This is a genomic window from Asticcacaulis sp. AND118 (genome assembly GCF_020535245.1).
GTDB lineage: Bacteria > Pseudomonadota > Alphaproteobacteria > Caulobacterales > Caulobacteraceae > Asticcacaulis.
This window is the reverse complement of record NZ_CP084910.1, coordinates 1937819-1959663: the sequence shown is the minus strand read 5'-3', so window position 1 is coordinate 1959663 and position 21845 is coordinate 1937819. Positions and strand designations below refer to the sequence as shown.

Genomic DNA, 21845 nt, shown 5'->3' with positions numbered 1-21845 from the left:
TCCGTGGTGACGGCTTGTGCCGCTCATTTGTCCGATGATTAGGCGCGCAGATAAGCGCAAAATCAAGCGAAAACGATCAATATTGCGACTTTAGTCGTAACAAAGGCCCGGCGTTTCCACCGGGCCTTCGATTTCAATAGACAATGAACGATGCCGCCTGCCGCGGTACGTTCCGGGTGCAGGGGCTGTGCCCCTGCTTGAGCGCTAGTGGCCTTGGCGGATGCGGGCGCGCAGATCGTCGATCGGCTTGAAGCCTGCATCGGTCTTGAAGCGCCAATAGGTCCAGCCGTTACAGGACGGGGCCTGTTCCAGCATGGCGCCCATCTTGTGGATCGAACCGGTCAGTTCGCCGTGGACCAGCGAGCCGTCGGCGCGGACGCGGGCAGTGCGCTGGCCCTTGGGGCAATATAGGGTGTCGCCGGGTTGCAGCAGGCCGGCTTCGACCAGAGCGCCGAAGGGCACGCGCGGTTCGGCCTTTTTGGAACCCATGACGGCCAGATCGGATTCGTTGGCGCGCTGCACGCGGGCGATGCGCTCACGGGCGTGCCCGGCGTAGGTTTCGTCGCGCTCGATGCCGATGAAGTGGCGGCCCAGACGCTTGGCGGCCGCGCCGGTGGTGCCGGTGCCGAAAAAGGGGTCGAGCACGACGTGGCCGGGCTTGGAGCAGGCCAGCAGCACGCGATAGAGGAGGCTTTCCGGCTTTTGCGTGGGGTGGACCTTGTTGCCGTTCTCGTCCTTGAGGCGCTCTTCGCCGGTGCACAGCGGGATGGCCCAATCCGAGCGCATCTGGGTGTCTTCGTTGAATGCCTTGAGCGCGTCGTAATTGAAGGTGTAGCGCTTCTGGCCCTTGGCCTTGGTGGCCCAGATCAGGGTTTCGTGGGCGTTGGTGAAGCGCGTGCCCTTGAAGTTGGGCATGGGGTTGGCCTTGCGCCAGATGACGTCGTTCATGACCCAGAAGCCGAGATCCTGAAGCGCAACGCCCAGACGGAAGACGTTGTGATAGGAGCCGATCACCCAGATAGCCCCGTCGTCCTTGAGCACGCGCTGGCATTCGCGCATCCACTCGCGCGTGAACTTGTCATAGGCTTCGAAGCTGGCGAACTGATCCCATTCGTCGTCGACGGCGTCGACCTTGGAATTGTCCGGGCGGTGCAGGTCGCCGCCGAGCTGGAGATTGTAGGGCGGGTCGGCGAAGACCAGATCGACCGACTTGTCCGGCAGGGATTTGAGAATGTCCACGCATTCGCCGACATGGATGGTGTCCAACTCCAGCGCGGTGCGCTGCAGGATGGCTTTTTGCGGCATGTGGCGTGTCATGACTAAACCCCGAAAAGATGGCGGCCCGCTTCTGAGGCCGATACGAAAGGACAGGTTAGAATCTTATGGGGTAAACAAAAGATTAAAACTTGACTCGCGGCGAATCGGGCGATTCAATTTTCTGGGGGTGAGTCTTTTTGGACTCAGATTTGGATTCGTTTTGTTCCCGCGCGCGACCGTGCTACCGGTGTCATATAACAACAGGAGGAACGGATGAAACTCACAGGTCTGATGGTTTTGGGTGCAGCGGTGGCTTTGGCCGGGTGCTCGGATTCCGATACGGTCGCGCCCTATGCGTCGGCGACGGCGTCTTCCGAGGCCGCGTCAGAAGCCGCCACGGTATCGGGCGATGTCATCACCGAACTGACGGCGGCGGAACTGCCCGAAGGCGTGACCAGGGTGGTGCGGGCGGCGGTGCCGGGCATGACTATTGCCGAGGCCCAGCGCAAGGAGCGCGACGGGCGCGTCTATTTTGACGTCGAAGGCAAGCGTTCGGACGGCTCGGAGGTCGAACTGGACGTGCTGGAAGAGGCGGGTGCCTTCAAGGTCGTGGAGATTCAGCGCGACATCGCGTGGAACACGGCACCGGCTCTGGTGCAGGCCGCAGCGGGCAAGGCCATCGTGCCGGTGCGCGTTATCGAAAGCGCCCAGCCGGACGGCACGATCATCTATGAACTGTTCGCCGAGGGCAAGCCGGCCAAGCCGTCGCTGGAAGTGAAGTGGAAGGACGGCAAGGCCGAGGTGCTGACCCAGGAATGGCCGCACTGATTATTCGGTTTATTCGGCGGCACCGGCCTCGACGGGCATGACCGCGCGGATCGTCGCCCAGCTCATGCGGTGTATGGGCGACGGACCGTGCCGGCGGATGGCCTCGATATGGGCTTCGGCCTGATAGCCCTTGTGCGATTTGAAGCCGTAGACCGGATAGACGGCGTCCATCTCGATCATAATGCGGTCGCGCGCCGTCTTGGCGAGAATGGAGGCGGCGGCGATCGACAGCGATTTGTCATCGCCCTTGATCACCGCCGTGGCCGGGAGGCTCAGCGGCGGACAGCGGTTGCCGTCGATCAGGGCGTGAACCGGTACGGGTGACAGGGCTTCGACGGCCTGCGTCATCCCCATCAGGGTCGCCCTGAGGATGTTGTGGCAGTCGATATCGGCGGCGGAAATCTCAATCACCGACCAGGCGATGGCCGCGGCCTTGATTTCAGGCTCCAGCGCGAAACGCTGCTTTTCAGTCAGTTTCTTGGAGTCGGCGATGCCCGGCGGGAGGCGTGCCGGATCGAGGATGACGGCGGCGACGCACAGGGGCCCCGCGCAGGGGCCGCGACCGGCTTCGTCCACACCGCACACCGGACCGCTAAATTGGGACTCGAAAGAAAAATCGGGCATGGATGGCTCCATACCCGATTCCGCTCCGGCTTAGAAGGTCGAGACGACGCTTTCGGTGACGCCGCGGCCCTTGGGGTCGGCGCCGAAACGGTTGGCGTTGGGCGTGCCGTCCTGAACATGGAACCACAGGGTGACGAGGCTGGCCAGCCAGGTCGGCAGCAGGACGTAGAGGGCGATCGGCGCCATGGCGCTGTAGACCGCCAGATTGGCCTGCGGGTCGCCGGATTCGAGGCTGGACGGATCGAGGTTCTGGAAGTTCTGGCCCATCTGCGCCACGGCGTCGCGGGCGAAGACGAGGGTCAGGATCAGCGAAACGATCATCACCGCCGGGTAGAAGAGCAGCCACAGGCCGGTGCGGTTGGTGTCGTGAAAGCGGCGCACACCGACGGCGATCGACGGGATGAGGATGCCCAGCGCGAAGATGAAGTTGATGCCGGCGACCAGACCGGCCACCAGTCCGCCGACTCCCTGCAACAGGCTCAGGCTCAGGCTGACCACCAACTGAAAGAGATAGAACAGCCAGTATTCGGAACGGCGCGAGCGGCCCTGAAAGTCGAAATAGCGCTTAAGCGGTTGAAACATCAGGTCGAAACTGAACATGGCCGTCCCCTCTGGTTACTACGTTCGAAGGGACGATAACCGCTGATCGCCGGGCTGGCAAATGAAACCGGCGTCAGGTTTCGACGGGCGCGAGGTGCGGAGCCAGCCAGTCGGGGACGGCGAGGGTGGCCGCTTCGCCGTTACAGTTGAGGGGGCCGTCGATGCGGTCGAGGCGCATCAGGGCCAGTGATTTACCGTTCTGCGAGGCGAGGATTTCGCCGGCGCGACGCTCGCCCTGCAGCACCTCCGCGCCGAAGTCGAACCGACCTGAGTGGGTGAGGGGGATCAGGCGGTTCTTGATCGTGCCGCGGCGCTTCATGCGCGAAGTGGTTTCCTGACCGACGAAACAGCCTTTTTTGAAGTCGATGGCCTCGATCAGGTCCATATTGATGTCGATGGGGTAGAGATAGTCCCTGGGGAAGTCGAGCCCCGGCTCGGCCAGCCCCTGCGTCAGGCGAAAATCGGTGTAGGTGTCGATATTACCGGTTGCTTCCAGCACCCCATAGGCGCGAAACAGCCCCGGCGCGCGCGGGTCCGGTAAACCTTCGGAGAGAGCGGCATAGACCTGCGCCTCGGGTTTGGACAGGGTGACCTTCGCGCGCAGCTTGAACAGGTTGAGTTTGGTGAAGAGTTCGTCCCTCAGCCCGGCATCGACATCGATCCACACCGTGTCGGAATCCCGTGGACAGATGAAGACATCGCCGCTCAGCTTGCCTTGCGGGGTGAGAAACGCGCCATAATATAAGGGCTTGTGCGCGCCGTTTGCGACGGCGTCGAAGATTTTTTCCGCGTCGATCGTTGTCTGACCGTTGAGAAATTTTCCCCAGTCGGGGCCGGTCAGGGCGATCAGGGCGCGGTGCGGAAGGGCGATAAGGTCGGTCATGTTTGATACGGGCAGCAGATTCGGGATAGAGTGTTTAACATGAGCCGTCCGTTTCCGATCCTGATCGTCGCGCTTGATGAACCGAAAAGGGCGCTGGCTCTAGGTGGGGTTCTCGCGCGCCTCCTGCAAGAAGTGCCCAATGCCGCCGTGACTCTGGTGACCCGCAGCGACAGCGCGGCGCTGTTCGCTGACTTCAGTCATATCGAGGAAATCCTTGCCTTTGACGGCCCGGTCATCTCGCCGGCCGGGCTGAAACTGTGGTGGCGGTTGCGTCAGAAAAACTGGGGTCTGCTGCTCGATACCGGACCGACCCTGTGGTCGCGTTTCCTGAGCGCGAAGACCCGCGCCATCGCGCCGGATCATTATGCCCGCAATCTTCACTTGCCCGAACATCCGGTGGTGATGGCGTCGCGGTTGCTGAGGCTGGAAAAGCCCGAACTGCCGTGGTTGCACGTCGCCGAGGCGCGCGGCGCAGGCGCGGCGGCCTTTCTTGAGGACACGGCGGGCGAAGAGGGGCCCTTGCTGGCCATTGCCCCCGGTGCGCGCTGGCAAGGGGCGCAGTGGCCGGCCGAGCGCTTTTCGGTGCTGGCGACCCGCCTGATGAACGAGGACGGGCCGCTGAAAGGCGCGCGGCTGCTCATCTTGGGCAATGAGACGGATCGCGAAGCGGCGACGGCCCTGCGCATGGCCGCCCCCAAGGCGCGGGTCGTCGAACTGACCGGCAAGCTCGATCCGCTGACCGCCTATGCCTGCCTGCGTCAGGCCAGCGTTTTTATCGGCAATGACGACATCTGGCTGCATCTGGCGGCGGCGGCCAATGTGCTGAGTTTCGGACTCTACGGGCCCTCGGACGAACGGGTCGAAGCGCCGCTGGGGAACAATGTGCATATCCTGCGCACACCGCGTCACTTCGAGGAAATCCGTGCACAGGACCCGAATCTTGATCAGGCCCTGTGTCATATGCTCGACCTCAGCGTAAACCGGGTGTATGAGGCCGTTCAGACGACGCTCAGCGCGTCTTAAGCCCCTCATCAGGCCTTTCAGGCTGCCTTCTCCTTCATAAGAGAAGGTATTGGAGATGCCCCATGCCCACCTACGATCTGATCATCCGTAACGCCGACATTATCAATCACGCCGGGCGGGGGCAGGGCGACATCGGTATTATAAACGGCAAGTTCGCCGCCTTCGGCGACCTGTCTCAGGCCTCGGTCGGCGAAGTGTTCGACGCCACGGGCCTACTGGCCATGCCGGGCGTCATCGACACGCAGGTCCATTTCCGCGAGCCGGGTCTGGAATGGAAGGAAGACCTCGAAACCGGGTCTCAGGCCGCCGTTCTGGGCGGGGTCGTGGCCGTGTTCGAAATGCCGAACACCAACCCCAACACCACCGATCCGGCGACCTTCGAGGACAAGCTGAAGCGCGCGCGTCACCGTATGCACTGCGACCACGCCTTCTATGTCGGCGGCACGCATGAGAATGCTGCGCATCTGGGCGAGCTGGAACGCATGAAGGGCTGCTGCGGCGTCAAGGTGTTCATGGGGGCCTCGACCGGCACGCTGCTGATCGCCGACGACGAGGGCGTGGCCAAGGTGCTGGCCAGCGTCAACCGCCGCGCCACCTTCCATTCCGAGGACGAATACCGTCTGGCCGAGCGCCGCGCTCTGGCGCGTGAAGGCGACTGGACCAGCCACGACTTCGTGCGCGACGCCCAGTCGGCGATCCAGTCGACGCACCGTCTGGTGCGGCTGGCGCGCGAGGCGGGCAAGCGCATCCACGTCCTGCACGTCACCACCGCCGAAGAGATCGATTTTCTGGCGCACAACAAGGACATCGCCACGGTCGAGATCACGCCGCAGCACCTGACTCTGGTGGCGCCGGAGGCCTATCAACGGCTGAAGGGCTATGCCCAGATGAACCCGCCGATCCGCGACCAATACCATGTGGACGGTCTGTGGCACGGCATTAATGGCGGCATTGCCGACGTGCTGGGCTCAGACCACGCGCCGCATACGATCGAGGAAAAATCGAAGCCCTATCCCGCCTCGCCGTCGGGTATGCCGGGCGTGCAGACCCTGCTGCCGGTCATGCTGACCCACGTCGCCAACGGCAGAATGTCGCTGGAGCGTCTGGTCGATCTGACATCGGGCGGGGCACAGCGCGTCTTCGGTCTGGCCGGCAAGGGGCGCATGGCCGAGGGCTACGACGCCGACATAACCCTGGTCGATCTGAACCACAAGCGCGTCATTACGCACGACCAGATGCGTTCGCGCTGCGGCTGGACGCCGTTCGATGGCTTCGAGGCCCACGGCTGGCCCAAGGCAACCATCGTGCGCGGCAAGGTGGTCATGCGCGACGACGAGATCGTGCTGCCGTCGCAGGGAGAGGCCTGCCGTTTCATGGAGATCCTGTAAATCGCCATCCTTGGCCGACTAATACGCAGTCTGCGCTTGCAGCTACTTTTGTAGCTGCGGCGCTTGCCGGCTATTATTCGACTCAAGGCTGACGATTTACGCTTTTGCGTTTGCTGGGTGCACAAAAAAGCCCGCCGTTTCCGGCGGGCTTTTCGTTTGGTTCAGCGTCCGATCAGTCGTTCGAACCGCCGGCGGGCGGCACGTAGGTGCCGTTGCCGGGGATTTCGCACTGGATCGGATATTTGCGGCTCTTGGCGATGTTGCACGACACGACTTCTTCGAAGCCGGTGCGCGCCTTCATCACCGCGCCGACATAGCCGCGCTTGTTGGTGCAGGCGATTTCGACCAGAGCGGCGTCATCGTCGCCACGGCCCAGATAGTTGATCTGCTGAATGTCGCAGTCCTTCTTGGCGCCCTTGATCAGGGTGTCCAGATGCTGATCCAGCGTGGCCTTGGTGACGAACCCGCATTCCTTGCGGCGCGAAATCATGGTGAAGCAGTCCATCGCCTCGAACTTGGCGGTCGAGCCTTCGGTCGGGATGAAGGCGGCCAGACCGAATTTCTGTTCCGGGCACTTGAACTCGACCAGTTCGCGCTTGGTGGCGGTTTCGACGCCGACAACGTTGAAATCGCCGATCGTGCAGGTGATGCCGGCGGTTTTAAGCTTTTGAGTGTAGGCGTCGCGCGCGCCGGCCGTCAGGCTGGCGGCGTCGGTGAACTGGCACGGACCCAGGGTGCCGGCGCGGTCGCAACCGAAATTAGCCTTATACTTCAAAGCTGTGTCGGTTTGCAGGATGAAGCCCGGCTTGCCGGCGCAACCCACCTCGTAGAAGTCGGCATTGTCGGCGGTCGAGCGGCCCAGCCAGCGCGCTTTTTCAACCGTGCAGGGCAGTTGACCCTGTTTGACGGGGTCCTGCAGGCTCTGGACGGCCTGTTCGGCGGTGGTGAACTGACAGGCCGAATTGCCTTTAGCTATCAAACAATTCGAGAAGGCAAGCTTCGTATCGGAACCGGCGAACGGCACGTCCACAACCACGCCGGGGCGGCCTTCGCAGGCGATTTCGTACCGGTCGAACTTGTGCTCCGTGACCGCTCCCAGCCAGCGCGCATTGCTGACGGTGCAACCCGCATCATATGACTTGACGATCGGCGTAAGCCAGACAAAGTGTTTTTCATTGGCGGGCAGCGCGCATTTCACCTGCTTGGGGTCGGCGGCATTCTGAGAGAAGGCTTGCGTGCAATTGAAAGCGTTCACCGTATTGGTCGCGGTATTTTTACTGAGGAGATAGCCGCCGCCAGCCTTGCACGCCACTTCGACGACCTGAAGCTTTACGGTCTTGCCATCGGCGCTCTTCTGACTGGACTCGCCGACCGAATAGGCGTCGGCGGGATCGCACGGCACGCCGGCGGTCTGTATCAGGGCGGGGGCGTCGGCGACGCCCTTGGCGCGCTGCTTGTCGTTCAGCTTGGCCGGTTCGGCGGCGGAAGCCGCGCTGCACCCCAGCGCGAGGGCGGTCACGGCCAGCGCCGCGCCTCTGAGGAAGGTGGAAAGAGACATCGGTTGCGGTTTCCTTGAATGCGAACCTGTGAATGCGTCGACGGCCGGATTTTAGCGGCTCTTTATAACGGAATTGTCTCTACAGGATGTGGCGGCTTGAAGGCAATGGGACGAAGCCGCTTCGCTGCGCTGCGAATATAAAAAAATGGTTCGATTTTTACGCTTGCCTGCCCCAGCGGCACACGTGTCAGATACAGGCAAATATAAAGGGAGCCCCCATGTCGGTAGAGGTCACGGACGCCGGTGGCGTAAGGCGCATCAAACTCAACCGCGCCGCCAAGAAGAACGCGCTCGATCACGCCATGTATGCCGCCCTGGCCGAAGCGATCGATACGGCGTCGTCGGTCATTCTTCTGGAGGCCGAAGGCGACGATTTCTGCGCCGGCAACGACATAGCCGATTTCGTGGCCTTGGCCGCGCACGAGGGCGCGGTCGAGACCTTACCGGTGTTTAGGTTCCTTAAGGCGCTGGCCTATGCGCCCATGCCGATCGTCGCGGCGGTGCAGGGGCAGGCCGTGGGCGTAGGCGCGACCATGTTGCTGCACTGCGATCAGGTGCTGATGTCCGAAGAGGCGCGGTTAAGCCTGCCCTTCCTTAAGCTGGGCCTGACGCCGGAGGGCGGGTCAAGTCTGCTCCTGACGCAGCGCATCGGTCATGCGCGCGCCTTCGAATGGCTGAGTCTGGGGCGTCCCGTCCCGGCGGCGGAGGCCCTGAGCACGGGCGTCGCCAACCGCGTTGTGGGCCGCGCTCAACTGGCTGCCGAAGCCGAGGCGGTGGCGGCAAAACTGGCCGCCCTGCCGCTGGAGGCGCTATGTCAGGCCAAGGCCCTGATGCGCCAGCCCGATGTCGTGTGGAGCCAGATTGTGCGCGAGGGGGAAATCTTTCTGGCGCGGCTGAAAAGCCCCGAAGCGGCGATGGCCTTTGCGGCGTTTCTGGGCAAAGGCTGATCTGTTACAATTGCTGCGGCTTCTTTATTTGACGGCCTATAGGTTTACGACTAAAGGATGCGCCCGTTTTTGCCGGTTTCCGGCGTATCTGGTGTATATGAGTTGTCGGGTCTGGCCGTGGATACCTATCCGTTCGAGCGTCTGATCACTGTGGAAGCCGCCGCCGAGCGCGATGCCGCCGACGCGCTGGTCAATCGTGTCTTCGGACCGGGCCGCTACGCCAAGACCGCCGAACGCCTGCGCGAAGGCAATGCGCCGCTGCCCGGCCTGTCCTTCGTCATGCATCGCGTCGGACGCGCGGGTGAGGCCGAGACGACCATTATCGGCTCGGTGCGGCTGTGGCCGGTGAAGATCTATGATGACGCGCGTAAGGTGGTGGGCACGATGGCTTTTCTGGGGCCCATCGCCGTCGACGAGGCGCATCAGAGTCATGGCATCGGGCGCGCGCTGATCGACGTCTCCATCCAGGCGACGTTCAAGACGGGCGTCACCGCGGTGCTGCTGGTCGGCACGCCGGCCTATTTCGAGAAGTTCGGTTTCATGAAGGGCGAAGGGCTGACCTTGCCGGGCCCGGTCGATTATCGCCGTCTGATGGTGCTGTATAATCCGGCCTATACGGGCGAGGCCCTCAGGGGCGCCGTCGACAAATGAGCGACTGGCTGAACGAAGCCGCGCGATTTCCTGAGAAAGACTATCCGGTCGAGTCGTGGCAGCCGCCACTGTGCGGCGCTATCGATATCGTCATTCGTCGGGATGGCGTCTGGCTGCACGAAGGCCGGCCCATCGCGCGCCCGGCGCTGGTGCGGCTGTTTTCCAGGCTGTTGCGGCGCGACGCAGATGGCTATGTGCTGGTTACGCCGGTCGAGAAGCTGATCGTCACCGTCGAGGACCTGCCGTTCCGTATCGTCGATTTCGACGGGACGACCTTCGTCACCGATCAGGCGCAGCGTCTGACGCTGGGGCCCGATCATCCGCTGGTCATCGATGTGGCGGGCGACGAATGGCGGCCGCGTATGAAGGTGCGCGGAGACCTTTGGGCACGGATGACCCGTGCCTGCGCCGCGCGCCTGTTCGAGACAGCGGAACTGTCGGCAGACGGGAAATGGTGTTACGTGAGGTTGTGTGAGCAGGGGTTTGAAATTCCCGTGCTTTCTGAGTAATCTCTGCAATCCGCCGGGAGAGGCGGTCTCCCTGAACTCGTCTTCGCCCGGCATTTTACCGGCGGCTCCGGACATAATTCCTTGCTCCATATCACCCTGCCTCCCGAAATGACCCGGCCCGCCGTGCGGCAGGTTTTCGCCGCGCTGGAAGCCGCAGGCGGAGCGGGCTGCGTGCGCTTTGTCGGCGGCTGTGTGCGCGACATGATCATGGGGCGTGCGCCCGGCGATTTCGACCTGTCGACGCAACTGACGCCCGACGAGACCGAAGCCGCCCTGTCGGCGGCAAGTATCCGCCACGTCCCGACGGGCAAGGCCTTCGGCACCATCACAGCGCTGGTCGGCGGCGAGCCGTTCGAGATCACCTCCCTGCGTGAGGATGTCGAAACCGACGGCCGCCGCGCCGTGGTCAGCTACACCACCGACTGGACGCGGGACGCGCAGCGCCGCGATTTTTACCTCAACGCCCTCTATGCCGATGTGCGTGGCGAGGTGTTCGATCCGACGGGGCAGGGGCTGGCCGATGCGCGGGCCGGGCGGGTGCGATTCATCGGCGACGCCGAGACAAGAATTCGCGAAGATTATCTGAGAATATTGCGCTTTTTTCGGTTCAGCGCCAGTCACGGCAGCACACTGGATGAACCCTCTCTCAATGCCTGCGTGGCGCTGAAAGCCGGGATCGACGGCCTGTCGGGCGAGCGCCTGCAACAGGAACTGTTCAAACTGCTGGGTGTGGCCGATCCTGCGGCCGTCGTCAGGCGCATGATCGAAACCGGGGTCATGCCGCATGTTCTGGGCGGTCTGCACGTCAAGGCCTCGGTGTTCAGCGCCGCCATAGCCTTGACGACGGATGTTATTCAACGGTTGATCGCTCTGATTGACGGCGACGGATTGGTGGCGGAAACCTTTCCGGATGTGGCGCAGCGGCTGCGCCTGCCTAATCGCGTCGCCGATCGCCTGACCCAGGCGGCAGCGGCCTATCCGGAGGCGCGTATCGCTACCGGCGAAGCCACCCTGCGCCGGGGCCTGTACCGTCATGGCCGTCAGGCGCTGAGCGACGCCCTGTCGCTGCGCGCGGCCGAAGCCGGTCTGACGGCCAAGGAGTGGCAGCGGTTCGATGCGTCCCTGCGCATGATCGATGTGCCGATCTTCCCGCTGAAATCGTCGCGGCTGATCGCCGCCGGGCTGAAGGCCGGGCCGGAACTGGGGCAGGCCCTGCGTCGCATCGAGGCCGACTGGGTCGCACACGATTTCTCATCAATCGTGATAGAGGCCGCCATTGACGACATCGCCAAACGGACAAACATATAAGGGCGTCATAAACCCGTTTGTCCGTCAATCCGCATGTCCTACGTCGCCATCCTCGAAACCGGTGTTCCGCCCGATAATCTCAGCGATACCTACGGCACCTATGCCGACATGTTCCGCGCGCATCTGGCCGCGCCGGAGCGGCAGTTTCGCGTCTTCCGCACTATGGAGGGCGAACTGCCGGGACCGGACGACGTGCTGCAAGGCGTGGTCATCACCGGCTCTCCGGCGGGCGTCTACGAAGACCACGCGTGGATTTCCGACCTGATCGGCTGGCTGAAAGGGCTTGATGCGGCGGTGCCGGTGGTCGGTATCTGCTTCGGCCATCAGATCATGGCGCAGGCCTGGGGTGGTCACGTCGAGAAGTCGGACAAGGGCTGGGGCGTCGGCCTGCACGAATACACCATCCACGACAATGCCCTGTGGCGCGAACTGGCGACGACCGACCTGTCGTCGATTCGCGTGGCCGTCAGCCATCAGGATCAGGTGGTCCGAAAGCCCGACACAGCGGTGGTGCTGGCCGGGTCGGACTTCACGCCCTACGGCGCGCTGGCCTATACGGATCGCAAGGCCATTTCGTTCCAGTGCCATCCGGAATTCTGCGAGGACTTCGCCGGCGATCTGTGGATGAGCCGCCGCGGTTGGCGTATTTCCGAGCATCTGGTCGATCAGGCCATGGATAGCCTCAAGGTCGGTACGACGCGCGATCATGTGCTGGCGGCGATTTCGAAGTTTCTGGCGGCGTGACTCCTGCCGATTTTTTGCAGGACAGTCGTTAAGCTCCTCCCATCACAGGAGGAGCTTATGGACTATCATACCGGACGCCTGATCGATCACGTCCATCTTGTGGTCAGGGACCTCGAAGCCGCGAAACGCTTTTACAAGTCGGTCGTCGCTGCCGTGAAACCCGGCGCGCAGATCAACGAAGGCGAAGACTTCCTGCAGGTCGATGAACTGTACATCTCGCAGGGCGAGCTGCTGTCGCACATCCATCTGTCGTTTCAGGCGGCGGATCAGGATGCCGTGCAAAGCTTCTACGATGCGGCGTTGAAAGCCGGTGGACGCGACAATGGCGGGCCGGGCGAGCGCGATTATCATCCCGGCTATTACGGGGGCTTCGTCTACGATCCCGACGGCAACAATATCGAAGCCACCTATCACGGTCCTTCGACACGCTCGGCGGAAGATGTGGTGATCACGCCCACCGGCGGCTGATTACGGCCACTTAAGCATTTCAAGTTTGTGAAATGGCTCAGGGCCATTTCACGGCTGGCGGCATGGACGACAGGATCGATTCGACATTGCCACCGGTCTTCAGGCCGAACAGCGTGCCGCGGTCGTAGAGCAGGTTGAACTCGACATAGCGACCGCGCTGTATCAACTGTTGATCTCGCTCATCCTCCGACCATGCCCGGTCGCAACGTTCACGGACAAGTTGCGGATAGATATCAAGAAACGTCTCGCCCACCGCGCGCGTGAAGGCGAAATCCGCCTCGTGGTCGTTCGTGTCCAGATGATCGTAGAAGATGCCGCCGATGCCGCGCGGTTCGTTGCGGTGGGGCAGGAAAAAGTACTCGTCGCACCACTTTTTGAAGCGCGCATAATAGTCTGGCGCGAAGTGGTCGCAGGTGGCTTCGAACGCCCGATGGAAGGCCTTGGCCTGCGGGGCATCCTGCCGGCGGTCGGCGGCCAGCAGCGGCGTCAGGTCGGCCCCGCCGCCGAACCAGCTCTGCGTCGTGGTGATGAAGCGTGTATTCATGTGCACCGCCGGGATGTGCGGGTTCCACAGGTGCGCGATCAGGCTGATGCCGGTGGCGAAGAATCGCGGGTCTTCGGCGGCGCCGGGAATGGTCTTGGCGAAGTCCGGGCTGAAGGTGCCGTGCACGGTCGAGATATGCACCCCGACCTTTTCGAACAACCGGCCGTGCATCATCGACATTTCGCCGCCACCGCCTTCGGGGCGCGTCCACGGCTTGCGCTCGAAACGACCCGGCGTCTGGCCGTAATGCGTCACCGGAGCTTCGTCCTCCAACGCTTCGAAAGATGCACAGATGCGGTCGCGCAAGGACCGGAACCACGTGGCGGCAGCCTGCTGGCGGTCGGCGAGAATATCTGAGGAGAGGGGAGCGGTGGCGTTCATGCGCGTCTCTTACGGTATTTATGGGTAAGCGGCAAACCCATCGGTTTGTCGAAGCGCCTCGCCCAGCGCCATCGCGGCGGCATTGATGACATTGATCGAGCGCAGACCGGGCCGCATGGGGATGATCAGGCGGGCGTCGGCGGCCTCGTGGACTTCGTCGGTGACGCCGGCGCTTTCGCGGCCCATCAGCAGCACGTCGTCCGGGCGGAATTCAAACGACTGATAGGGCGAGGCCCCCTTGGTGGTGAACAGCACCAGCCGCGCGCCCTGCGGCCAATCGTCGCGCTTTTGCCGGAAGGCGGTCCACGAATCATGTCGCGTCACCTCCGCCGCGCCGCCATAGTCCATGGCCGCGCGTTTGACGGCCCGGTCGTTGAGCGGGAAGCCGCACGGTTCTATGATGTCGAGAGAGACGCCCAGACAGGCGCACAAACGTATGGCGCTGCCTAGATTCTGTGGAATATCCGGTTGAAAAAGGGCCAGACGCATTTTATGCCATATTTTGGACAGAGGATTTTTCCGGCACGCGATTGCCGCTATAGACGTAAAGACCTCTGACAGGTAAGAGGAACTATCTGCGTCTTAATGCCGCCCCAGGGGGAAAACCATCGGCAGGGACGCAGATCAACAAGAATTATGGCCGCCGCAGGGCGGCACGCATTGAGGTAAGCGTCCCGCCCGCAAGGCCGGGTCGGCGCATCGAGCGCAAGACGAAGAGGTGTCAAGGTGAGCGAACCTGCAACGGATCATGGCGGCCATGGGGACCCGAACCGCCGCGATTTCATTTACATAGCCGCCGGTGCGGCCGCCGTCGGCGCGGTGGCGGCGGTTATTCCACCTCTGGTGGATCAGATGAATCCCGCCGCCGACACCCTGGCCATGGCCTCGACCGAGTTCGACCTCTCCAAGGTACAGGAAGGCATGCAGGTGGTGATCAAGTGGCGCGGCAAGCCCCTGTTCGTCCGCTACCGCACGCCCAAGGAAATCAAAGAAGCGCAGGACGCCAAGCTGTCGGATCTCAAGGACCCGCAGGCGGACGCCGATCGCGTGAAAAAAGGGAAGGAACAGTATCTGATCCTCGTGGGGTCGTGCACGCACCTGGGTTGCGTGCCGACGTTCGGGGCAGGCGATTTCGGCGGGTGGTTCTGCCCCTGCCACGGTTCGCACTACGATACGTCGGGGCGCATCCGCAAAGGACCCGCGCCGCTGAATCTCGCCGTGCCGGACTTCCAGTTCCTGTCCGACACCAAAGTGAAGATCGGTTAAGAGGGGCATCATGAGCGACCATCCTTCAACCTACGAGCCGAAGACCGGCGTCGAGAAGTGGCTCGATCAGCGCCTGCCGATCGTCCGTCTCGCCTATGATTCGTTTGTCGATTATCCGACGCCCCGCAATCTGAACTACTGGTGGACCTTCGGCGGCATTCTGTCTGTCTGTCTCGCCATTCAGATCGTCACCGGCATCATTCTGGCGATGCACTATACGCCGCACGTCGATTTGGCCTTCAATTCGGTCGAGCGCATCATGCGCGACGTCAATTACGGCTGGCTGATCCGCTACGTCCACGCCAACGGCGCGTCGATGTTCTTCTTCGCCGTCTTCGTGCACATGTTCCGTGGTCTCTATTACGGATCGTATAAGGCCCCGCGCGAAGTGCTGTGGATTCTGGGTTGCATCATCTTCTTCCTGATGATCGCCACCGCCTTCATGGGCTATGTGCTGCCCTGGGGCCAGATGTCCTTCCACGGCGCCGTCGTCATCACCAACCTGATCGGTTCTATCCCCGTGATCGGCGGCCCGATCCTGACCTGGCTGCAGGGCGGTTTCGCCGTCGACCAGCCGACGCTGAACCGCTTCTTCTCACTGCACTACCTGCTGCCCTTTGTCATCGCCGGCGTGGTCATCCTCCATATCTGGGCGCTGCACGTCGTGGGTCAGAACAATCCGGCCGGCGTCGATATCAAATCGAAGGAAGACACCGTGCCCTTCACGCCGTACGCCACGGTGAAGGACGGACTGGGGATCATCTTCTTCCTGATTCTGTTCTCGGTGTTCGTCTTCTTCATGCCTAACGCTCTGGGCCACGCCGACAACTATATTCAGGCCAACCCGCTGGTCACCCCGGCGCACATCGTGCCCGAATGGTATCTGCTGCCCTTCTACGCCATCCTGCGCGCCATTCCCGACAAGTTCGGCGGCGTGGTGGCGATGTTCGGCGCCATCGCGGTGCTGTTCGTCCTGCCGTGGCTGGATACGTCGAAGGTGCGTTCCATGCGTTACCGCCCGGTGATGCGCTGGTTCTTCGTCATCTTCGTTGTCGTGGCGCTTGGCCTGGGCTGGTGCGGCGGACAGCTTCCGGACGCGCCTGTGGTGCCGGGTCTGCCCAGCTTCAACCTGCTTGACGGTCAGTTCAACTCTTACCTGTGGCTGACGCGCGCGCTGACGCTCTACTACTTCGCCTTCTTCCTGCTCATCATGCCGTGGGTCGGCCTGAAGGAAGAACCCTTGCCGGTTCCGGCATCCATCAGCGAGGCCATCCTCGCTGACCAAGCGAAGAAGAAGGGGGCGTAAGTCCGATGTCCGCTTTCATGACGAAAAGCCTTAAGGTTTTGGGACTGGCCGCTATCGCCGCTGCCCTTACTCTGTCTGCTCCGGCCTTCGCGGCCGGCGGCGCCAAGCATCCGCACGCGCCCAAGGAAGGCTTCAGCTTCGAGGGGCCGTTCGGCACCTTCGATCAGGGCCAGCTCCAGCGCGGCTATAAGGTGTTCCGCGAAGTCTGCTCCAACTGCCACTCCGCGACCCTGCTGTCGTTCCGCAACCTCGGCCAGAAGGGCGGTCCCTTCTACGACGAAAAGTACAAGAACCCGAACGACAACCCCTATGTGAAGCAGATCGCCTCGGAATTCGAAGTGCCGGACATCGATACGGATACGGGTGACGCGATCACCCGCCCGGCTTCGACCTCCGATCACTTCCCGGCCAAGTTCGCCAACACCTATGCTGCGGCGGCGTCGAACGGCGGGGCCATCCCGCCCGATCTCTCGGTCATCACCAAGGCCCGTCACGGCGGCGCGAGCTATGTCTACTCGTTGCTGACGGGGTACGTGGAGACGCCGAAGGGTCTGACCGTAAATGAGGGGCAGCACTACAACCCCTATATGGCGGGCGATCTGCACAGCGCCTGGAAGGGCGATCCCCAGCACGTGCCTCCCGGTGGCGTGCTGGCCATGGCCCCGCCGCTGCGCGACGATCTCGTCACCTATGACGACGGCACCAAGGCCACCACGCATCAGATGGCTGCCGATGTCGCCGCCTTCCTGGAATGGGCCGGTGATCCGCACGCCACGCTTCGCAAGAAGACCGGCGTGGCTGTGCTGATCTACCTGCTGCTGTTCGCCGGAATTACCTATGCGGCGTATCGCAAGCTCTGGCATGGCAAACACTAATCGTCAGCCTGGCGCTACTGCGAGGGGCTGCGAAGGGCCGTCTTTCAAACTTCCGGTGATCACGTACTTTATGTACGCTGCGCTCCGGGTCTTGAAAGCCAATCCTTCTCGCCGCCTCCCAGCGCGCCATGCCAGACGATTAGCGGCACGAATATGAAAGCCCTCGGTTCGCCGGGGGCTTTTGCTTTGCGGCTTCAAAAAAGTGATCGCTTGCCGGGTGTAAAAGGACTCACCCCCCTGTGATCACGTGCTACACCGGTGGCCGAGGGCAGGGGACCGTATCGAGTCGTCCATGGATTGTCAGACCAAACCCGTTTCCAAAGGCGCCAGCCGGTTTCCGGATGCGCAGGCGCTTCAAAAGATGATGGCCGTGCGCCTGTCGCCCTCGTTCGCCCCGCATGAGGCGCTGGCCGAGGCGCTGCTGCCGCACGTTCTGGACAACAGCGATGACGGTTCGCACGACGTGTCCCACCTGCAGCGCGTGTTCAAGGTCGCCATGACTCTTAGCGACATGGAAGCCGGCGATTCCGAAATCGTGGCGGCGGCGGTCCTGCTGCACGACTGCGTTCAGGTGGAAAAGAACTCGCCTCTGCGCCGCGACGCCTCGCGTCTGTCGGCGGAAAAGGCGCGTGAGATTCTGGCGGCTCAGGATTGGGACGAGGCGCGCATCGACGCCGTGGCTCACGCTATCCATACCCATTCCTTCAGCGCCAATGTCATGCCGGAAACGCTCGAAGCGAAGATCGTGCAGGACGCCGACCGGATGGACGCCATCGGCTTCGTCGGTATCGCCCGCTGTTTCTACACGGCGGGGCGGATGAATACGGCGCTCTACGATCCGTTCGATCCGAAGGCTGAGGAGCGCGAACTGGACGATCTCAGCTTCGCGCTGGACCATTTCGAGACCAAGCTGTTCAAGCTGAAATCAGGTTTCCAGACGACCTCTGGCCGCGATATGGCCGATCTGCGCCACGCGCGCATGAAGGCGTTTATCGAGTATCTTCACGAAGAGATTTGAAGACTTTTGGGGCCTTTAGGCCCCAAACCCCGTCATGGGCGCGCGATAATGCCCTGTCGTCAAGCTGGCGGCAGTGCAGATTGGCGCTTCAGAAATTCGATGTAGGACTCTTCAATCGCAGTTGCATCTTTGCGTTGACAAAGGAAACTGGAGAAACCTAAATCCGCCCCAGAATGGCGTCGCGTCCATATCATACGCAGAGCCATTCGGACGCGCGGGTCTGTTTTGTTCAATGTCAGGCCTTTCGGCCAGAGACTTGCGAAATCTTTGGGCTTCGCTGGTAAGACGAAGAGATAGCTTATCCAGAACCAGATACGTCGGTCCGTCAGCCACAGTCGAATTTCGTCATTTTCAAGTTGGTTCAGGTAGGGTTCGTACCGCGTCAGCCGCAGCGATAACTCAACGGATATTCCGTTGGCGTATTTCTCACTTGTGCGTTCGAGATCCGCCCAACGGATCAAGCGAACAGGCCATTTCCCAAGCTTATAGGCAAATCCATCCGGATGTACGAAAAGCGTGGTCTGATGAATATTTGAGATGAAGCCCATCCAAAGATTGATGAAGAGGGGCACACATATGCCCGCTAGAATACTTGCCAGAGGCTTCTTTTCAAAGCCTCCCAGCACGATGGTGGCGAGGCACATCAGGCAAACGAAAACCCAGAAGAGCGATAGCGAGAAAATCGCTACCCACCGCTTCTTGCACCTGTGCAGCCCAGCAACCGTGTCCGCCGCTTCCATCACCATCCCCCCTAAAGACGTGAATGCGCTATCCTGTCCATCCGCTCCCGATAACGGGTGCAGGGGCCGCGCCCCTGCAAACCTTAAAACCTAGACGTTAAAGCGGAAGTTCAGCACATCGCCGTCCTTGACGATGTACTCCTTGCCTTCCTGACGGAACTTGCCGTTTTCCTTGGCGCCCGTTTCGCCGTTGAACTTCACATAGTCCTCGTAGGCGATGGTCTCGGCGCGGATGAAGCCCTTTTCAAAGTCCGTATGGATGACTCCGGCGGCCTGCGGGGCCGTGTCGCCCTTATGGATGGTCCAGGCGCGGGCTTCCTTGGGGCCGACCGTGAAGTAGGATTGCAGGCCCAGCAGCGCATAGGCTTCGCGGATCAGGCGGTTGAGGCCCGGCTCTTCGAGCCCGAGGGTCTCCAGAAACTCCTGACGTTCATCGGCATCCAGAAGCGCGATTTCGGACTCGATCTGGGCCGAAATGACCACCGACTTGGCGTGGTCGGCGGCGGCGCGCTTGGAGACGATTTCCGACAGGTCGTTGCCGGTCGAGGCTGAGGCTTCGTCGACATTGCAGACGTACAGGGCGGGCTTGGAGGTCAGCAGTTGCAGCATCTCCCACGCCTTGGTGTCTTCCTTGCTGATCTTGCCTTTCTCATAGGCGACGCGGGCCGGGCGGCCGTCGCGCAGTTCTTCGAGGGCGGCGTTAATCAGCGAAACCGTGAGGGCCGCCTCCTTGTCGCCGCCGGACTTGGCGCGCTTTTCGAGTTGCGGCAGGCGCTTTTCCAGCGATTCCAGATCGGCGATCATCAGCTCTGTCTCGATGATCTCAAGGTCGGCCAGCGGATCGATGCGGCCTTCGACGTGGGTGATGTCCGTATCGACGAAGCAGCGCGCCACAAAGGCGATGGCGTCGCAGTCGCGGATATTGGCGAGGAACTGATTGCCGAGCCCTTCGCCCTTCGACGCGCCGCGCACGAGGCCCGCGATGTCGACGAAGTTGATGCGGGCCGGGATGATTTCCTTAGAGCCGACGATCCTGGCCAGCACCTCAAGACGCGGCTCCGGCACGGCCACTTCGCCCGTGTTCGGCTCGATGGTGCAGAAGGGATAGTTGGCGGCCTGGGCCGAGGCGGTCTGGGTCAGGGCGTTGAACAGGGTGGACTTGCCGACATTGGGCAGACCGACGATTGCGACTTTCAGGGCCATGGGATTCCAAGCGGAAAAGAGAGAAATTGGCCCGCTGCCTAACCCATTTTCCCCGGCATGACCAGAGTTTTAGATCAGGTTTAGATTGCGCAGACGAAAGCCGGCGGGATAGGGTGTGGTATCCGTTGTAAGGACATTGCCATGCTTCGCGCCGACCGCCGTTCGTTTCTGACCCTGACTGCCGGGGCGGCCCTTGCGGGGGCGCTGCCCGTCCGGGCGGTGGCTCAATCCGCCGATACGGCCCAAATCGACGCCATCGTCGACGCCTTCATGGCGAAGTTCGGCCTGCCCGCCGTGGCCGTGGCGGTGATCCGGCCCGGACAGCCCGACTATGTGAAGGGCTATGGCGTGCGCACGCTGGGTAAGCCCGAACCCGTCGACGTTCATACGCAGTTCGGCGTGGCGTCCAACACCAAGGCCTTTACGGCGGCGGCGCTGGCGCTTCTGGTCGAGTCGGGCAAGGTCGAATGGGACGGGCCGGTCGTGCGCTATATCCCCGAGTTCAGGATGCACGATCCCGCCCTGACGCCGTTGGTCAGCGTGCGCGATCTGCTGTCGCATCGCGCCGGTCTTGGACTGGGGCAGGGCGACCTGATGCTGTTCCCGCAGTCGGACCACACGCGCGAAGACCAGCTCAGGGGCGTGCCGTACCTCAAGCCGCAATATCCGTTCCGTTCGGGCTACGCCTACAACAATGTGATGTTCACCATCGCCGGTCTGGTCATCGAGCGCGTGTCGGGGCAAAGCTATGAAAGCTTCGTTACAGAACGTCTCCTGAAGCCCTTGGGCATGGTCGATACCGTGATGGGCTGGCCCAATGTCACCGCCGCCAATGTAGCCGGACGGCACGCGCGCCTGACCGGTCCGCTGCGCGGCATCGGAGACTACAGGGTGGTGGCGCCGGAAGAAACCCTGTCCTTCTCGCCCGCCGCCGGGCTGGTGACCAGCGTCACGGGCATCCTGCCGTGGCTGCACACCCAATTGAACAAGGGCCTCATGCCCAATGGCCAGCGGCTGTTTTCCGAGGCCTCGTCGCGCGAAATGTGGAAACCGGCCAGCGTGGCCGGCAGCGGCGCGGGGCCGACACCTGAGACACCGACGGCGGCGCTGTTCCGCACCTATGGTCTCGGCTGGTTCATTCAGGACTATCGCGGGCTGCGGCTGGTGTCGCATTCCGGCGGGCTGGTGGGTCAGGTGACGCAGCAGGCCCTGCTGCCGGAAAAGGGCATCGCCGTCGCCGTCTATACCAATGTCGAAGACGGCACGAGCGGCCAGATCCGCAACGCCATTCTCGACCTGCTGATCGGCGCTCCGGCCTATGACTGGCTGAAGGCGGCGGCGGACAGCACGGCCAGGACGGCGGAAAAGGCCATTGCCGACGCGCCGAAGGTTCAGCCCGGCGCGCCGTCCCTGCCGCTGGAGGCCTATGCCGGAATCTATCGCGATGCGTGGTATGGCGATGTGAAGGTGAGCGTGTCAGGCAAAGGCAAAACCGCGCGTCTGAACATCGACTTTACCCGCACGGCGCGCCTGAAAGGACCTATGGAGGTCTTCGGACCGGATGTCTTCCGCACGCGCTTCCCGGTCGGCTGGGGCGAGGACGCCGTGGTGACGTTTGAGTTGAAGGACGGCAAGGTGCTGGGGATGAAGCTGGTCGCTTATTCGCCGCTGGCCGATTTCAGTTTCGACTATCAGGATCTCGATTTGCGCAAAATCTGAGCATG

General features: G+C 62.3%; 23 protein-coding genes. 14 read left to right on the top strand and 9 right to left on the bottom strand.

From position 1 onward, the window contains the following. Nucleotides 1-204: 204 nt before the first annotated feature. Nucleotides 205-1317, bottom strand: a complete 1113-nt coding sequence (locus LH365_RS09470; protein ID WP_226743399.1) for a site-specific DNA-methyltransferase — start codon at nt 1315-1317, stop codon at nt 205-207. A gap of 213 nt (nt 1318-1530) precedes the next feature. Here LH365_RS09470 and LH365_RS09465 point away from each other — a divergent pair, with 213 nt between their 5' ends. Further along, nucleotides 1531-2085: a hypothetical protein gene (locus tag LH365_RS09465; RefSeq protein WP_226743398.1), complete on the top strand. Its 555-nt coding sequence runs from the start codon at nt 1531-1533 to the stop codon at nt 2083-2085. 9 nt (nt 2086-2094) lie between these two features. On the opposite strand, the gene LH365_RS09460 is transcribed toward LH365_RS09465, so the two are convergent. The 3 genes from LH365_RS09460 to LH365_RS09450 all read right to left on the bottom strand — a co-directional run bounded on the left by LH365_RS09460 (nt 2095) and on the right by LH365_RS09450 (nt 4192). Next, complete coding sequence (locus LH365_RS09460; protein WP_226743397.1) at nt 2095-2709, bottom strand: ribonuclease HII; 615 nt, start codon at nt 2707-2709, stop codon at nt 2095-2097. Nucleotides 2710-2739: 30 nt separating this feature from the next. After that, nucleotides 2740-3309 carry a DUF805 domain-containing protein gene (locus LH365_RS09455; protein ID WP_226743396.1) on the bottom strand — a complete coding sequence of 190 codons (570 nt, stop codon included), beginning with the start codon at nt 3307-3309 and terminating at the stop codon, nt 2740-2742. A 73-nt stretch (nt 3310-3382) separates the two neighbouring features. Beyond that, on the bottom strand, nt 3383-4192 hold the full coding sequence (locus tag LH365_RS09450; RefSeq protein ID WP_226743395.1) for a folate-binding protein YgfZ: 810 nt from the start codon (nt 4190-4192) through the stop codon (nt 3383-3385). A gap of 39 nt (nt 4193-4231) precedes the next feature. Here LH365_RS09450 and LH365_RS09445 point away from each other — a divergent pair, with 39 nt between their 5' ends. After that, nucleotides 4232-5215 carry a glycosyltransferase family 9 protein gene (locus LH365_RS09445; protein ID WP_226743394.1) on the top strand — a complete coding sequence of 328 codons (984 nt, stop codon included), beginning with the start codon at nt 4232-4234 and terminating at the stop codon, nt 5213-5215. A 62-nt stretch (nt 5216-5277) separates the two neighbouring features. Then, entirely contained in the window at nt 5278-6603 is a 1326-nt protein-coding gene (locus LH365_RS09440) for a dihydroorotase (protein ID WP_226743393.1), read from the top strand. A gap of 172 nt (nt 6604-6775) precedes the next feature. On the opposite strand, the gene LH365_RS09435 is transcribed toward LH365_RS09440, so the two are convergent. Beyond that, on the bottom strand, nt 6776-8161 hold the full coding sequence (locus tag LH365_RS09435; RefSeq protein WP_226743392.1) for a hypothetical protein: 1386 nt from the start codon (nt 8159-8161) through the stop codon (nt 6776-6778). Between the two features lie 218 nt (nt 8162-8379). Here LH365_RS09435 and LH365_RS09430 point away from each other — a divergent pair, with 218 nt between their 5' ends. From LH365_RS09430 to LH365_RS09405, 6 genes are all read left to right on the top strand, one after another. Next, nucleotides 8380-9108 carry an enoyl-CoA hydratase-related protein gene (locus LH365_RS09430; RefSeq protein WP_226743391.1) on the top strand — a complete coding sequence of 243 codons (729 nt, stop codon included), beginning with the start codon at nt 8380-8382 and terminating at the stop codon, nt 9106-9108. A 57-nt stretch (nt 9109-9165) separates the two neighbouring features. Then, nucleotides 9166-9759: a GNAT family N-acetyltransferase gene (locus LH365_RS09425; protein WP_226743390.1), complete on the top strand. Its 594-nt coding sequence runs from the start codon at nt 9166-9168 to the stop codon at nt 9757-9759. Further along, a complete protein-coding gene (locus LH365_RS09420) occupies nt 9756-10268 on the top strand; it encodes a DUF1285 domain-containing protein (RefSeq protein WP_226743389.1) in 513 nt (170 codons plus the stop codon). Before LH365_RS09425 ends, LH365_RS09420 begins: the two co-directional genes overlap by 4 nt. Before the next feature lie 81 nt (nt 10269-10349). Continuing rightward, nucleotides 10350-11576 carry a CCA tRNA nucleotidyltransferase gene (locus tag LH365_RS09415; protein WP_226743388.1) on the top strand — a complete coding sequence of 409 codons (1227 nt, stop codon included), beginning with the start codon at nt 10350-10352 and terminating at the stop codon, nt 11574-11576. Between the two features lie 33 nt (nt 11577-11609). Further along, a complete protein-coding gene (locus LH365_RS09410) occupies nt 11610-12320 on the top strand; it encodes a type 1 glutamine amidotransferase (protein ID WP_226743387.1) in 711 nt (236 codons plus the stop codon). Between the two features lie 57 nt (nt 12321-12377). Then, nucleotides 12378-12788, top strand: coding sequence for a VOC family protein (locus LH365_RS09405; RefSeq protein WP_226743386.1), 411 nt, complete (start codon nt 12378-12380; stop codon nt 12786-12788). Between the two features lie 37 nt (nt 12789-12825). On the opposite strand, the gene hemF is transcribed toward LH365_RS09405, so the two are convergent. Continuing rightward, a complete protein-coding gene (hemF, locus tag LH365_RS09400; protein ID WP_226743385.1) occupies nt 12826-13713 on the bottom strand; it encodes an oxygen-dependent coproporphyrinogen oxidase in 888 nt (295 codons plus the stop codon). A gap of 18 nt (nt 13714-13731) precedes the next feature. Next, the gene (locus LH365_RS09395; protein WP_226743384.1) at nt 13732-14202 is read right to left on the bottom strand and encodes a tRNA (cytidine(34)-2'-O)-methyltransferase; all 471 of its coding nucleotides are present in this window, start codon (nt 14200-14202) and stop codon (nt 13732-13734) included. Nucleotides 14203-14439: 237 nt separating this feature from the next. Between LH365_RS09395 and petA the strand changes: the two genes are divergently transcribed. From petA to LH365_RS09375, 4 genes are all read left to right on the top strand, one after another. Continuing rightward, nucleotides 14440-14979: a ubiquinol-cytochrome c reductase iron-sulfur subunit gene (petA, locus tag LH365_RS09390; protein WP_226743383.1), complete on the top strand. Its 540-nt coding sequence runs from the start codon at nt 14440-14442 to the stop codon at nt 14977-14979. Nucleotides 14980-14989: 10 nt separating this feature from the next. After that, nucleotides 14990-16285, top strand: coding sequence for a cytochrome b N-terminal domain-containing protein (locus LH365_RS09385; protein ID WP_226743382.1), 1296 nt, complete (start codon nt 14990-14992; stop codon nt 16283-16285). Nucleotides 16286-16290: 5 nt separating this feature from the next. After that, the gene (locus tag LH365_RS09380) at nt 16291-17160 is read left to right on the top strand and encodes a cytochrome c1 (RefSeq protein ID WP_226743381.1); all 870 of its coding nucleotides are present in this window, start codon (nt 16291-16293) and stop codon (nt 17158-17160) included. A 292-nt stretch (nt 17161-17452) separates the two neighbouring features. Then, entirely contained in the window at nt 17453-18178 is a 726-nt protein-coding gene (locus LH365_RS09375; protein ID WP_226743380.1) for an HD domain-containing protein, read from the top strand. 59 nt (nt 18179-18237) lie between these two features. On the opposite strand, the gene LH365_RS09370 is transcribed toward LH365_RS09375, so the two are convergent. Both LH365_RS09370 and ychF read right to left on the bottom strand, forming a co-directional pair. After that, nucleotides 18238-18918 (bottom strand): hypothetical protein, encoded by a 681-nt coding sequence (locus tag LH365_RS09370; protein ID WP_226743379.1) that lies wholly within the window; start codon nt 18916-18918, stop codon nt 18238-18240. Nucleotides 18919-19008: 90 nt separating this feature from the next. Continuing rightward, nucleotides 19009-20121, bottom strand: a complete 1113-nt coding sequence (gene ychF, locus LH365_RS09365) for a redox-regulated ATPase YchF (protein ID WP_226743378.1) — start codon at nt 20119-20121, stop codon at nt 19009-19011. Between the two features lie 141 nt (nt 20122-20262). Between ychF and LH365_RS09360 the strand changes: the two genes are divergently transcribed. Continuing rightward, nucleotides 20263-21840 (top strand): serine hydrolase, encoded by a 1578-nt coding sequence (locus LH365_RS09360; RefSeq protein WP_226743377.1) that lies wholly within the window; start codon nt 20263-20265, stop codon nt 21838-21840. Nucleotides 21841-21845: the final 5 nt, after the last annotated feature.